9 protein-coding genes and 1 tRNA gene are annotated in these 13,742 nt (G+C 60.5%); 6 read left to right on the top strand and 4 right to left on the bottom strand.

Features of this window, described 5'->3' with window-relative positions; translation table 11 throughout:
• The first annotated feature begins 41 nt into the window (after positions 1-41).
• Positions 42-2,138: a DNA primase gene (dnaG, locus tag AACP59_RS04075; protein ID WP_339349999.1), complete on the top strand. Its 2,097-nt coding sequence runs from the start codon at positions 42-44 to the stop codon at positions 2,136-2,138.
• 188 nt (positions 2,139-2,326) lie between these two features.
• On the opposite strand, the gene AACP59_RS04070 is transcribed toward dnaG, so the two are convergent.
• Both AACP59_RS04070 and AACP59_RS04065 read right to left on the bottom strand, forming a co-directional pair.
• Positions 2,327-3,889, bottom strand: coding sequence for an alpha/beta hydrolase (locus AACP59_RS04070; RefSeq protein WP_339349997.1), 1,563 nt, complete (start codon positions 3,887-3,889; stop codon positions 2,327-2,329).
• The gene (locus AACP59_RS04065) at positions 3,886-4,245 is read right to left on the bottom strand and encodes an alpha/beta hydrolase family protein (protein WP_339349995.1); all 360 of its coding nucleotides are present in this window, start codon (positions 4,243-4,245) and stop codon (positions 3,886-3,888) included. Before AACP59_RS04065 ends, AACP59_RS04070 begins: the two co-directional genes overlap by 4 nt.
• A 309-nt stretch (positions 4,246-4,554) precedes the next feature.
• Between AACP59_RS04065 and AACP59_RS04060 the strand changes: the two genes are divergently transcribed.
• The 5 genes from AACP59_RS04060 (at position 4,555) to AACP59_RS04040 (ending at position 11,885) form a co-directional block, all read left to right on the top strand.
• Positions 4,555-4,779, top strand: a complete 225-nt coding sequence (locus tag AACP59_RS04060) for a helix-turn-helix transcriptional regulator (protein WP_297317360.1) — start codon at positions 4,555-4,557, stop codon at positions 4,777-4,779.
• 154 nt (positions 4,780-4,933) lie between these two features.
• Entirely contained in the window at positions 4,934-5,626 is a 693-nt protein-coding gene (locus AACP59_RS04055; RefSeq protein WP_339349993.1) for an HAD family hydrolase, read from the top strand.
• Positions 5,627-5,827: 201 nt separating this feature from the next.
• Positions 5,828-7,009, top strand: coding sequence for an SLC13 family permease (locus AACP59_RS04050; RefSeq protein WP_339349992.1), 1,182 nt, complete (start codon positions 5,828-5,830; stop codon positions 7,007-7,009).
• 32 nt (positions 7,010-7,041) lie between these two features.
• Positions 7,042-8,289 (top strand): MFS transporter, encoded by a 1,248-nt coding sequence (locus AACP59_RS04045; protein WP_297317378.1) that lies wholly within the window; start codon positions 7,042-7,044, stop codon positions 8,287-8,289.
• 896 nt (positions 8,290-9,185) lie between these two features.
• On the top strand, positions 9,186-11,885 hold the full coding sequence (locus tag AACP59_RS04040) for a DUF8744 domain-containing protein (RefSeq protein WP_339349991.1): 2,700 nt from the start codon (positions 9,186-9,188) through the stop codon (positions 11,883-11,885).
• A gap of 50 nt (positions 11,886-11,935) precedes the next feature.
• Here AACP59_RS04040 and AACP59_RS04035 read toward each other — a convergent pair whose 3' ends face one another.
• Together AACP59_RS04035 and AACP59_RS04030 are read right to left on the bottom strand one after the other, a co-directional pair.
• Complete coding sequence (locus AACP59_RS04035) at positions 11,936-13,213, bottom strand: AbiH family protein (protein ID WP_339349989.1); 1,278 nt, start codon at positions 13,211-13,213, stop codon at positions 11,936-11,938.
• 433 nt (positions 13,214-13,646) lie between these two features.
• Positions 13,647-13,723: transfer RNA gene (locus tag AACP59_RS04030), tRNA-Arg, on the bottom strand.
• Positions 13,724-13,742 lie beyond the last annotated feature (19 nt).

Genomic DNA, 13,742 nt, shown 5'->3' with positions numbered 1-13,742 from the left:
CGGCTCAATCCAGTTCCCGAATCAAGGCTAGGCTGGGGTATATGCCAGGACTGATCAAGAAAGACGACATCGAGAAGGTACGGGCCAAGGCCGACCTGTATGAGATCGTATCCGAGAGCGTGACCCTGAAAGCCTCTGGTTCGGGTACCTATGTCGGGTTGTGCCCCTTCCACGATGAGAAGTCGCCCTCCTTTTCGGTCCGTCCCTCCATGGGTGTCTGGCACTGCTTCGGTTGCGGGTTGGGCGGCGACGTCTTCACCTATGTGGAGAAGGAGGAGAATGTCGAGTTCGGTGATGCCGTCGAGATTCTGGCCGATAAGTACCACATCGAGCTGCATTACGACAACGACCGCAGGGAACAGCGGAAGGGCTCCAAAAGGACCCGCCTGCTCGAGGCCAACGAGGAGGCCCAGCGGTTCTTCGTCTCCCAGATCATGACGAAGGAGGCCCTGGCCGCCCGCAAGCTCCTGGCCGGCAGGACCTTTTCCCAGTCCGACAGCGCCCACTTCGGGTGCGGATATGCCCCCCGCGGCTGGGATAATCTGGTCCGCCACCTCTCCGCCAAGGGGTTCACCCAGCAGGAGATGCTGGATGCCGGTCTGGCAAGGCAGGGCCAGCGCGGTGTCTACGACTACTTCCGTGGCAGGGTGACCTGGCCCATTCGGGACTCGACCGGCCGCACCCTGGGGTTCGGCGCCCGCAAACTCTTCGAGGACGACGGCATCAGCGCCAAGTACATCAACACCCCGGACACCCAGCTCTACAGGAAGAACCAGGTTCTGTACGGCATCGACCTGGCCAAGGATGCCATCGTCAAGAAGCGTCAGGTGGTCATCGTCGAGGGATACACCGATGTCATGGCCTGCCACTTGGCCGGTGTCGATACGGCCGTGGCCACCTGCGGAACGGCCTTCGGCGAGGACCACGCCAAAATCGTCCGCCGCCTCATCTCGGATGACGCCCTGGGGGCCATCCAGCTGGTCGGACCGGTTCGGGGTTCCCGGGTTGTCTTCACCTTCGACGGGGATGCCGCCGGGCAGAAGGCCGCCCTCCATGCCTTCGGGTTGGATGGCAACTTCCTCACCCAGACCTTCGTGGCCGTGGCCCGTGACAACCTGGACCCCTGTGACCTCCGCATCCAGCACGGCGACCAGGCGGTCCGTTCGCTGGTCGAGGATGCAAGGCCCCTCTACGATTTCGTCATCGATTCAGCGGTGGACATGTTCGATACCCAGTACACGACCGGCCAGATGGGGGCGGTCAAGGCTGTGGCACCGATCATCGCGCAGATCAGAGACCGGTCCCTGGTGGGCATCTACACCAGGAAGACCGCCCGCCGGATAGGTGTGGATCTGGACCTGCTCCGGCAGGAGGTAAGTCATGCCCGGCGGAGCCTGAATGTGCGCGACCAGAGCGCCTACGCGGTCAGACAGCCCAGGTATGGTAACGGTGGTGGGGAACCCGCCAACCATAATCCCTATGAAGAGTCCGCGCGTCGTCGTGAACTGGAAAAGAAGGACGCGGTCGACCAGGGCTATTACAGGATCGATGATTCGGTCTTCATCTGTGAGCAGCAGTTCATGGGGCTGTTGATCCAGATACCACGGGCCGTCAACCGTGATGTATACAGCCAACTGAGTACCAACAGCTTCGAGGTCCCTATCTTTCGCACTCTCTTCCAGGCTGTGGAGGCCGCTGGTGGGCTGCCCGCCGCAGACACCCCCCAGGGTCTGTGGATGCATAATCTGAGCAAGGAGGCGGGTCCATTGCTGGAATCCGCCATCAATGAGCTCGCCGTCATGCCCCTGCCGCTGGCCGCTTCTGATAAGGACAGCCAGGCTCAGGGGTCGGGGCGGGTCGGGCCTGCAGGTGGTACGGGTGGCGGCCAGGAGACGGGGCCTGCTGTGAACGCCGCGGCCATCCAACTGAGGCCGGCCACCGCAGAGGAGCGGCAGTACGCTTCGGAGCTCCTGGCGCGGCTCCTCGACGCCACCTATATGCGGTTGATTTCCGCGGCCCGCCACCAGATGAACCGTCTGCCTGACGGCCAGGAGAAGTTCGACCTTCTGGGGAAGATCACCGAGTACGAAACCCGTCGCAAGGAACTCAACAACCAGGTATTCGGCAACGTCGACTGAGATCGAGGTTGTGCAATTTCGTCAAGGTCGGGTCACCACTGCACCCGACCGTGAACCCACCAAATACCATTTCCCGTATTCCTCCATGAAGTAATGGGGGGATTACGGGGAACTGCCTGCGCCGTGCGCAATGCCATCACGACTCTTATGTCCTTCTGCGTTGCGGCCCCCCGCAACGCAGGGGTGGGTCAGGCCGGGAAGGATATCTGCGAGTTTATGCAGGTCATGACGGTTACGATGACTGCCGTGATGATACCTCCCAGGTAAGGGTTGCGGGTGTGCCGGTAGATGGCCCTTGAAACAAGGGGCATGACTGCCAGTGGAACCAGGGGGGTGAGCATCCAGTCCGCTATCTGTGTGTTGTTGCCGAACGACCCATTGACACCGGTCGTGAAGAAGTAACCGTATCCGGCCAGGGCTATCAGAAGCGCCGGCAGGAGGTTGAAGCACGCCAGTAGGGTGATGTTCCCCCAGTTGCTCTTTCCGAAGGAGGTGTTGTAGTTCAGGCAGTTGGTGAAGACCGACATGGCACCATAAGCCAGCAGGAAGAAGGGGAAGAGCTTGAGCATCTCAGGAATCTTGTCTGCGGTGAAGGGCCTGGCCGCCCAGTACCAGAATCGATAGTCCGAGTTGAAGAAGTACTTGTAGGCGAAGATGAGCAGGATGGCCATCAGGGAGACCGTCAGGGAGAGGGTGATGGTCTGCTGGAGTCTTCTGCCCTTGATGGTGATATCGAAGCTCTGAGGAGTCGCCCCGTTCTTGTTGGCGAACATACGGTACCAGAGCAAGGTGAGGAAGATCATGAATACGGCATTGAGGCATCCCCAGATTCCGTAGAAGAGGGGCATCCCCTGTCGGAAGTAGGTTCCGATGTGCTTATCGACCTTGAAGCCGAAGAGAGCCAGGGAGCTGGCCACGGAGAAGACGGTTGAGGCCACCAGGCATCCCCGGAGCCAGGCGGAGCCCCCGTGCTTGGTGTCGGCCTGGCGCATCAGTGCGGGGGTATCGGACCCGGCCTCCTGGAAGGGGTTGAGCCTGACCATGCAGAGCGTGCCGTAGACCATGAAGAGGAAGAGACCGATGAGCCCCAGCAGGCCGCCGATCATCTTGACCGGGTATATATGATCGGTGTCCGCCAGGTCGGTCCTGATGTTGAATGCCCGAACCATGAACTGGACGGCATCCGTACATGGCTGGGAGAGGAAGAGGACCGTGCCGTGGGTCCCGTTCTCCATATAAATCACATGGGAGGCCTTCCGTCCGCTTATCTGGCGGGTGTACCAACGGCCGCTGATGCCATTCGGGGTCTGGGGCGTCGGGGTCTTGCCGAAGTTGAGGAAGGAACGGGCGTTGTTTGATTTCAGATATTGGGGATTGGGCTTGATCCGCCCCGTCTTCGAATCCTTCTCCTTGAAGGAGTAGTCATCGTACTTGCCTGCCAGTACTCCTACCGTGCGTCCTTTGTAATAGTTGAAATACTTGCCGTTGTCGTTCTTTTTGGCGGCTTCTACGACGTTGGTCTTGCCGGGCACATAACCGAAGGCAGCCGTTTCATTGTCCTTATAGACAGGATCCCTGCTCACATAGAGAACAGCCTTGATCAGGGGCTTGGTGCGCTTGTTGTCGATCAGTATGGATTCGTGGACGGTGTTGCCACCCCGGGAATGTCCCGAGACCGCGATTCGGTTGGTGTCAACGAAGGGGATGGTGGTCAAATATTCGACGGTGTCATACAGCCCTCGCCCGTTCACCAGCCATTCCTGATTATTGAGAACCTCGGATTCCCCGTGGCCGTAAAGGTCGAAGGAGACGACGACGAAGCCCCTGCGGGCCACTCGATCTGGAAGTCATCGCTCTTTTCCTTGTTGGTGTTGCCTCCGTGGGCGAAGACGATGGCCGGGGCGGGATGGCTCGGGGTGGCCGACTTGGGCTGGAGCATGTCCATGCTGAGCCGGTGGCCGGATGGTGATTCGATTGACAGGGTCTCCTTGGTTACGTGCCCCGCATCCGTCTGTGCCAGGTTGGACATGAGACCGCAAAGGAGGCATAGGACCAGTGAGATGATGAGTCCCAGGCCTGCTCCTCCTATGGCTGTATGTTGTTTCATTGATCGGCCCTTTCTTCGTGGATCTTCTCTACGTCCGGCGATCGTGGGATTCCTGATTTCATGTTCAGTGCGTGGCGGTCGGTCCGTAGACCGTATCGCCTGGTGTCCGTGTCCGCAGATGAGGTCACGTCTATGTTCGTCACCGGAGTTCGCATGCAGGGCACCTCCTCCTGTGAGATATAACCCGCATGGCCTTACTTGTAATGTATTACCGGTAAGGCTAGACAAAGTGATTGTGTCTTTTAACTTATCTATGTGCCTCATTCGCAGATACCCGACCCGTGGCCTGACTTCGTCAGGGAATTAGGGATGAACATTCAAAAGCGTCGATTGGCATTGAACCTGAGCCAGGAGTATGTGGCTTACAATGCCAATCTGTCACGGTTCTCATATCAGCAACTGGAACACGGTCAGTCACGGCCGGGGTCCCCATCCAATCCCAGCCTGCTGAACGTGATGGCAGTGGCCCAGGTCCTGGATGTGGACCTGAACGATCTCCTGCCGAGACCGTGGCCCGACCTTCGTGCCCGTTGAAGGCCGCGGAATCGGTGGCGAGCCCTGCCGATAGGCTATTGGTATGGATTCCTACTGGCAAGAAGATGATCGCACCTCCGGCGGAGTTCCCAAAGGAACCGGAAGACCGATAGACCGGACGGGTGCCTGTTCAGGCCGTTCCGATGGTCCCAAGGTGGGCGAGTTTCCGCTGGCCGTCTTCTGGGATATGGACGGTACCCTGATCGATTCGGAACCCTACTGGCATCAGGTGGAGATCGAGCTGACGCAGGAGTATGGCGGATACTGGACCGATGATATGGGTTGGCGGGTCTCGGGGAGTCCCCTTCCCCGGGTTGCCAGACTCCTCAGGGAGCAGGGATTGCAGCTGCCCGAGGAGGATATCCCGGGTATGCTCATCGACGGTGTCGCCCGCAAGGAGCAGGAGCACATGCCTTGGATCAGCGGGGTATTCGACCTCCTGAAGGCCTTGTCCCAATCCGGGGTTCCCTCTGTTCTGGTCACGACCTCGCCCCGGCGCATGGCTCAGGTTGTGGTGGACCAGGCACCTCAGGGTGCGTTCGTGGATTATGTCTGCGGTGACGATGGGCTGGCTCAGAAACCGGATCCCGCACCCTATCTGTACGCTGCGAAGTTGGTGGGTATAGAGAAGCCTGACCGTTTGGCTGCCTGCATCGCCTTCGAGGATTCCACGACGGGCATTCGTTCGGCGGTTGCTTCCGGTGCCACCACCATAGCCTTCACCGGGGCTACACCCAATGCTGTCGGCAACGGTCCCCAGTTCGCAGCGATTGACACCTATGTCGGTCTGTCGCCTCTGGACCTGGGCGGATTCATCGCGGCTAGGGATTCGACGAAGCAATCCTGACCGCGGTTGCCTGTTGAGTTCGAAGGTGCGCGGAAGAGTTGCCCGACCCGGCCATTTGGTCGGGTTCCCATAGCCCTTTTGCCAGTTAGGTTTCGGGTTCCCGACCTGGGGAGCAGGCGCGGAAAATCCTTGTGCTTTCGGTCATTCGGTCCCTCTGCCATCGCGTAAACTGGGTGGGGAATTGTGGCCCCGGAGGTGACGATGCGACATTGGCTGACCAGGCTGCTCAAAGGCGAAACCGTACTGGTTGTCGCGGCAGTCATCGCTCTGGTCTCCTGTATATTCGTTCATCCCGACGGTCAGTACCTGGGGTATATCCACGTCAATACCATCACCCAGCTGGGTTCGCTCATGGTGGTGGTCTGCGGGTTCCAGCGCATCGGGGTCTTTCATGCCATCGGCGCCAACCTCCTTGCCCGGGTCCACTCCGTGCGTGGCCTGGCCCTGGTTTTGGTGTCCCTGACCTTCTTCTCCAGCATGTTCATCACCAATGACGTGGCCCTGGTCACCTTCGTCCCCTTTGCCATGGCCGTCCTGATCATGGCCGGGCTTGAGAAGCACGTCTTCCTGGTCGTGACCCTGATGACCCTGGGTGCGAATGTGGGGAGCATGCTGACACCGATCGGCAATGCCCACAATCTCTACCTCAAAGCGCGCTCGGACATGCCTACCGGCGAATTCCTCCTCCTGATGGCTCCCTACACCCTGGTGGCGGCCCTGATGCTGGTTCTGGTTTGTTGGTTCGCTTTCGGTCGCCAACGAGTCGACCAGCTCGAGGGGATGAAGGCCAAGGACATCCAGCACAGCGTCCTGGCACCCAAGCCGGACGGGATCCAGCCCCAGGTGGAGGAGATGCAGGACAGCGGACGGTGGCGGATCGTCGTCTACCTCCTCCTCTTCCTGGTCTGTCTGCTCGGTGTGGCCAGGGTCATTCCCCAGGCGGCCATGGTCCTGGTTGTGATACTTGTCTTCCTGATCTGCGACCGGCGGGTATTCCTCCACGTGGACTGGGGCCTGCTGCTGACCTTTGTGGCCTTCTTCATCTTCATCGGCAATGCCAGGCGCATGCCGCAGTTTTACGGCATGGTCTCGGGGCTGGTCAACATCCACCCCTTACTCGCCTCCATCCTGTGCAGCCAGGTGATCAGCAACGTCCCCACATCCCTTCTGGTTTCGGGCTTCTCGACGGCCTGGAAAGCGATTATCCTGGGCACCAATCTGGGTGGCATGGGAACCCTGATCGCATCCATGGCCTCCCTTGTCTCCTACAAGGCCGTTGTCAAGCGCTACCCCCATAAGAAGGGGCATTATCTGAAGGTCTATACCCTCTTCAATCTGCTCTTCCTGATTGTCCTGACGGGCTTGGCCCTGATTATGGAATAGACCATCCCGACGTAAAGCGAAAGGGGAGGGTGATGGTTGAGATTGAACCGCCATCCGAGGACATGACAACTAGGGTGCTGACCAGACAGAATATCGGTATTCTCGCAGGGATCATGGTCCTGGCCGTGATGTCGCGGTTCGACTCCATCATCTCTCCCTCGGTGGCGGCCATCCAGGCCTCCTTTCCCCATACCGATCCTTCCATCGTGGAATCGGTGGTGTCGATCGGGTCGTCCGCCGCCATCGTTTCCGCCCTGCTCTTCGGGCAGCTCCTGTCCTGGATGAAGTCGAGGACGGCCGGTTGCATCAGTTGCATCTGCATTGCCCTGGGCGGCCTGCTTCCCCTCCTGTTCCACGGGAATGTCAGTCAGCTCCTCGTCTTCGCCCTGGTGGTGGGATTCGGTGTAGGCATCACAACCACGATCCTTCCCAGTCTTTCCGCCAGGTTCTTCCGGGGGAAACGGTTGGCAGGACTCATGGGGGTGACCCTGGCGGTTCAGGATGGTTCCTCCATGCTCATTCTGGCCCTGGGCGGTTTTCTGGCGAGGGGTGGCTGGCTCCGCAACTACTGGCTCTATTTCCTGGCCCTGCCCGCCCTGGTTGTGGTCTTCTTCCTGGTTCCCGGTGCCGGTACCGTCGAGGAGGGCGAGGAGGAGGTCGAAGGGGCGGATTCGTCGGTGTCCGGCGCGGGGCGACAGTCCTGGTGGGCCATCGTTTCCTGCATCCTGGTCGGCTTCCTCAGCATCTTCCTGGTGGCTGTTCTCTACAACAAACTGGCGGTCTACATAGCCGGATACAGTCTGGGAGATACCGGTGCGGCTGGTCTGGCCCTGATGTTCAATACGGGATCATCGATTGTGGTCGGTCTCAGCATCAACCGAATCCGAGACCTGTGCCGGGAGTGGACGATACCCGCAGCTTTTGTCCTGATGGCTGTGGGTGCCCTTTTCTTCCTGATCACCCGGTCCTTCCCCCTGGTGTGCCTGTCGGCCTTCCTGGTGGGGTCGGGCAGTGCCATCAACATGGCCACCTGCCCCTTCCTTCTTTCCAAGTTGTGCCTCCCCAGGCGCTATCCACTGGTTATGGGCATCTTCTCGGCCACCACCAGCCTGGGATTCACCGCCTCGACATGGGTCTTCAAGAGCCTGTCCGGCCTTCTCGGAGTGGATCCGGTGATCGGTAGTTTCGTAGGAATGCTGGCAATCACCCTGGTTGCAGCGGTCTGCCTTGCTGCCGCACAATTCCAGAAGCGAATCGAAGCCCGCTTCATCAAGGGATGAGTCGGGGCCGGGTGGTTCCAGGTGTCGATGTCTTGCCTGCGATTGCCGCGAAAACCTGGACCGGCCCGGCTTTTTATGAGGTGGGCTTTATGTCGGGTTCGGTTGATGTCTTCCTGGTTCGGATATTTCCAAAAGACACCCCCGCGGGGAAGACAGGGGTTCGAGACGCACCCTTATCTGATGGCCCCTGCCGGTCAGGAATCCCTGAATCATGCCCAGATGGATGGAGCAGATGATGGGGTGGTCGATGACATTATCCATAAATGGGCAGGTGGTCAGGCAGTAGCTTCCGTTTCCTTCTCCCGTCGGCTCCGGTGCGAATCCAAGACCTTCCAGGATGCCAAGTGGCAGTTCTGATGGACTGGTGGGTGCCCGTTCGTCATTTCTCCGGTCTTCTTGACTGGCAAGTTCCAGCCCCCAGGCCCGTCCTGCCTTCAGGGCCGAATCGGTCCTGTCCTCGGAAACGGCTGTGGCTGATTCGAGGGCCATGCAGAGCGAGGCAATCAAGTTCCCTCGGGCTCGTTCATGGTCTATGGGTATATAGACGATGGTCGGTCTGCCTCGCCTGGCTCTATGGCCGCCCGGGGAACCTGCCGCGGAGTCTCCGGCCTCTTGGCGGATCAGCTTGCCCTGGCCTACCAGACGCTCGAGATGAAACCGGGCGGTTGTCGGATGAATGCCGAAGATCACTCCGATCTGGTGTGAGGAGAGGCCCTCACCGCCATGACCGGTGTCCCCGCGCAGGTACTCCAGGATTGCGGAGCGTATCTGTTCCCCGTTCCGACGTGTTGCGGGGCTCGTGGGTTGGTGGTGTGGGGGTTGAATTTCCGGGGTCATCCATTAAATTGTATAACTATCCATTTAAATATCAAACCAGCACAAGGTGGTCGATATCCATGCAGGATGGCAAGACGACGCGCAGGACAGGAGACAGATTCACCCTGCCCAAATCCAGGGTGGTCCTCCTTGTCGGAGCGGGTCTGGCCGCCCTGCTCGGCCTGGCGGCGGCACTGATTCGTGCAGATCTGATCCACCCCTCGGGCAGGGTTCCCCTGGCCGATCTGCACGGTGGCCTCATGGTCTATGGATTCCTGGGTTCGGCCATAGGGCTGGAACGGGCGGTGGCCTACCGAAGCGGCGGGTCGGATAAACCGCGTTGGGGGTTTCTGGCACCGGCCCTGGGTCTGGTCGGGGCTCTGCTGGGTGTCCTGGTCCTGGTGGCTTCAGCCTTCGGGTTTGCCCCGGGCTTGGCCAGAATCGAGCTTCTGGCCGGAACTCCCTGGACCCTGTCCATGCTGGCCCTGACCGCGGTGTATGTGGCGATCTGGCAGAGGCAGGCATCGACCGAGGTCCTGATACAGGTCCTGGGCTCCCTGGTTGGTCTGGTCGGGGCGGCTGGCTGGGTGGGTGGATTGGATTCCGCCGTCCTGGCCCCGGCCTGGTTGCTCTTCCTGGTGCTGACCGTTGTGGGGGAGCGGGTCGAGCTGGCCAGGGTCGTCTTTTCCGATATACGCCTGGAATCCTGCATCCTGGGACTGTGTCTGCTTCTGGTCCTGATGCTTCCCGTCCAATCGCTGACACCACGGGTCGGATACCCGTTGTTGGGTTTGTCGCTGGCCGTGCTCCTCCTGGTCATGGTCAGCCATGACGTGGCCAAGGCCACCTTCCGCCATGGGGGCCTGCCGGGGTTCATGGGGACCTGCATGTTGTCCGCCTATGCCTGGGGTCTGCTGGCGGCCCTGATATGGATGGTGGCCCCTCTGGATTCTCGGACCTACTGGGGCGACATGGCCCTGCACGCCCTTGCCATCGGATTCATCATGACCATGGTCATCGCCCACGTCTGCATGATCGTCCCCTCGGTCATCCGCAGGCCGCTGCCCTTCCACCACCTGCTCTGGGTGGCCTGGGGGCTCATGCAGGTCGGGCTCCTGATCCGACTTCTGGGTACCCTTCGACTCTTCACGCCCATGTGGAAGGTGGGGAACGCCCTGAACGTCCTGGGCATGTTGGCCATGATGGTGACCGTGGTCTATCTGGCCGTCTCGGGGAAGCGGATCCTGGCATCCAAGAGGGGGCACCGGCAAGAGGGTGCGGATTCGCGGTCCGCGAGGTCCGGGACCACGGTGCTCCGCATCGACCTGGTCCTGACCGCCCTCACCGTCCTGCTTCTGGTGGTCGGGATGGTCCTGATGGTGGTGCGTCCAGGTCTGGCCAGGCCAGTGGGTGATACTTCGGTCATGCGGAGCGGTTCGGCTGACAAGGCGTCCCTGGTCCAGGACCCGGCACATGGGGTCAAGCCGACCGGCCACACCACCCGGGTTTCCGTGAACGTGAAGGGGATGGCCTTTGTCCCTGACGAAATCACCGTGCCGGCAGGCGACCGCCTGGTCGTGGACTTCCACAACACCGGTGACCAACGCCATGACCTGGTCTTCGCCAACGGCAGGGAAACAGGGTCGGTTCCGGTCACCCGGACCGCCAAGGTCGATGTCGGTGTGATCGGGGCAAATACCCTGGGATGGTGCTCCCTGGCCGGGCATCGACAGATGGGTATGGAACTGAGGGTCATGGTCAAGGGGGCCGCCTCCACGGCCGGGTCCCACACCACGGAAGGTATGCCGGGAATGGATTCGGGCGACGATCCGGCCCCTGCCGTCCCAACGACGGTCAAACTCAAGTCACAGGCCGATAGATCGGACCCGGCCAAGGCGGCCCTTCCGCCGCTGAAGGGCGGGGGTCAGGCGGGGGTCAGGCGGTACACCCTGGACGTCAAGGAGCGCAAGGAGAAAGTGGCTCCCGGACTGGACCGAACCGTCTGGAGCTTCGATGATGCCGACGATTCCCGCGATTCCGGATCGCGTCCCCTGGCGCAGGGGCCGGTGCTCAGGGGGCGGCTGGGAGACACCTTCGAGGTCACGGTCAGGAACAAGGGCAGCATGAGCCATTCCATCGACTTCCACGCCGGTCCGGCCGTGCCCCAGACCATGATGCGCAACATCGAGCCCGGCAAGGACCTCCACTACACCTTCAAGGCCGAACACACGGGTATCTGGATGTATCACTGCAGCAGCGACCCCATGTCGAATCACATAGCCAACGGCATGTACGGGGCGGTGGTCGTGGATGACGGCACCCTGCCGGCCGTCGCCGCCGAGTACGTCCTGGTCCAGTCCGAGATCTACCTGGGCGCCAAGGGGGGAACGGCGGACCCGGACAAGGTGTCGGCCATGAAGCCGGACATCATGACCTTCAACGGACGGGCGTTCCAGTATGACGCCCACCCGCTTGGACTCAAGGTCGGCGGCCGGGTTCGCATCTGGGTCTTGGATGCCGGGCCCAACCAGTCGCTGGCCTTCCATGTGGTCGGCACCCAGTTCGATACGGTCTGGACCGAAGGGCGCTATCTGATCGGCGGGACGGCCGGTTCGGATCCGTCCGTATCGGTCCAGGCCGGGGCGCAGGTTCTGCCCCTCCTGCCGGCCCAGGGAGGCTTCGTGGAGTTCAGTGTCGACCAGCCGGGGGATTACCCCATGGTCAACCATGTCATGAGTCTGGCCGAAAAGGGTGCGCACGGGCTCCTGCGGGTCTCCTGATCAGGCCGGATGCGGATAGACCCGGCTGGGAAGGGGTCCGATGGATCTGCTCAGCGAGGAGATGGTGCCACGCTCAGTCGGCCCTCCAGGAGGAGTTTATGGAGAAGGTTCCGTCCGTGGTTCTCGTTGTCAAGGGTCTCCCCGTACCTGGTCATGAGTTGATTGACCTTCTCATACATTTCCTCGGCTATCATGTGTCCCCGCTCGGGATCGGAATTCCCTCCCTGGAGTTCGTTGTAGTAGAAGATGAGCCTGGTCTGACTGGCGTAGAGGTCGACGGTGTCGAAGAGGGACTGGAAGTAGGAGTAGTCGGCAGGTCCCAGTGAGTGGCCGTAGAACTTGATGATCGCCGTCTCTTCACCGGGCTGTCCATCGATGTGCGGGTGGATGATGGTGGTGTTGTTGTTCTGCCTCAGGGCCATGAGGCGGAAGGTCTTCGTGAACTTGACCGTATCGGTGTAGTCGGGGTCCGTGGCCCTCAGATCCGAGCCGTCGATGCCGAAGATGATGTTCCGGTCCAGCAGGTTGCCGTGGATGTTCGTGATGGACGGGCAATCGCGCAGGCCTGCCAGGGGACTGGTGTAGTTGAAGTCCAGGATCGAAACGTCCTCAGGGTGCCCCTTGAACTGTTTCCCGTTCTCGTCATATTCGATCTTCTCCGGCTTGTCCTCCCAGGGGCGGAGCGAGTCGGGGTCGGGCAGCCGATCATTGACCAGGTTGGTGATCAGCCTGCGGCATTTCTTCAGGTAGCGATTATTGGACTTGACCTGGTCCATCAGGTACCTGGTGAATTCCTGCTCGAAGCGGTGGGTCTGGTCCATCAGGCAGTCGAAGAGCGCAGGGCGGCTTTTCCCATCCCAACCGTCGGTGTCCACCAGCATGATGGCGACCTGTTCGTCAATGTCCAGGCTTAGGAATTCCGACAGGTTCCTCGTGCGGTCCAAGTTGACCGCGGCCCTTGCCCCCTCCTTGGCGGTTGAACACTCCTGGGCTGCCTGGAAGAGCGGACCCAAGTGGGGCGACGAGGGTTCGAGCCAATCTCCCATGGTCGATTCGACATCAAACCATGAGCGTTCCTTCCTGTACTCCCTAAGGATCAGGTCCCAGACGGTGATGCCCCGAGCATCGAGGTAAAACGTGGCATCGTCCTGGCCCGATGGGGTCGCCTGGGATTGCCCCTGTCCCTCCTGCTCAGGCAATCCCGGGTTCCCCCCCGCGTGTTCGAGCGAACCCAGGCGAGGAAGCTCGAAGTCGGCGAAGGTGGACGCCAATCCGCATTCGAGGTCAAAGCCGTTACCCAGAACCAGCAACTGATGGAAAGCACTCATGTGTAGCCTCCTGGGGCCCTGTCGGCAGCTTGCCGGGCATCGAGCCTCTCTTCCATGGTACTGGGGGGTGGCCGTCCAGATACCCGGCAACCGCCCAAGGCGCATCCCCGCACCGGCGGACCGTTGCGAGTGTCTCGCTGTCTTTTTTCAAGCGACTTGATGAGTTCAAAGATCAGGAGCGGAAACCAGGCAATAGACCGACAGGAGAGGGAGAGACAGGTGGCGATCCATCAGCGGATCAGGACCGACCTGGCCGCCATTCGGTACAGGCCACGGAGGAGACGGCAGAGACCAGGAAGGTAGGTACAAGGTGTGCCGTTGATTTTTTGTTTTGCCAGTTATGGGTCGCACAAGGGTCGCACAGGTAGGTTCCCGCATGCTGCATGGAGTCACCAAAACAGTCTTACCCCTCAATGAGGAGTAAGACCTTGGTTGGTGACCCCGGCGAGACTCGAACTCGCGACCTACAGATTAGAAGTCAGTTGCTCTATCCAGCTGAGCTACGGGGCCGAACTCCTATATTGTACTC

This window comes from Bifidobacterium indicum, assembly GCF_036987015.1.
GTDB classification, from domain to species: Bacteria; Actinomycetota; Actinomycetes; order Actinomycetales; family Bifidobacteriaceae; genus Bombiscardovia; species Bombiscardovia indica.
The sequence above is the reverse complement of the archived record's forward strand: the minus strand, read 5'-3'. Positions and strand labels throughout refer to the sequence as shown.

Bases quoted from the DNA above. Each gene is read 5' to 3' on its own strand.
- AACP59_RS04065 (WP_339349995.1), bottom strand. From the start codon at position 4,245: ATGAAACAACATACAGCCATAGGAGGAGCAGGCCTGGGACTCATCATC.
- AACP59_RS04040 (WP_339349991.1), top strand. From the start codon at position 9,186: ATGCAGGATGGCAAGACGACGCGCAGGACAGGAGACAGATTCACCCTG.
- AACP59_RS04045 (WP_297317378.1), top strand. From the start codon at position 7,042: ATGGTTGAGATTGAACCGCCATCCGAGGACATGACAACTAGGGTGCTG.
- AACP59_RS04060 (WP_297317360.1), top strand. From the start codon at position 4,555: ATGAACATTCAAAAGCGTCGATTGGCATTGAACCTGAGCCAGGAGTAT.
- dnaG (WP_339349999.1), top strand. From the start codon at position 42: ATGCCAGGACTGATCAAGAAAGACGACATCGAGAAGGTACGGGCCAAG.
- AACP59_RS04035 (WP_339349989.1), bottom strand. From the start codon at position 13,213: ATGAGTGCTTTCCATCAGTTGCTGGTTCTGGGTAACGGCTTTGACCTC.
- AACP59_RS04050 (WP_339349992.1), top strand. From the start codon at position 5,828: ATGCGACATTGGCTGACCAGGCTGCTCAAAGGCGAAACCGTACTGGTT.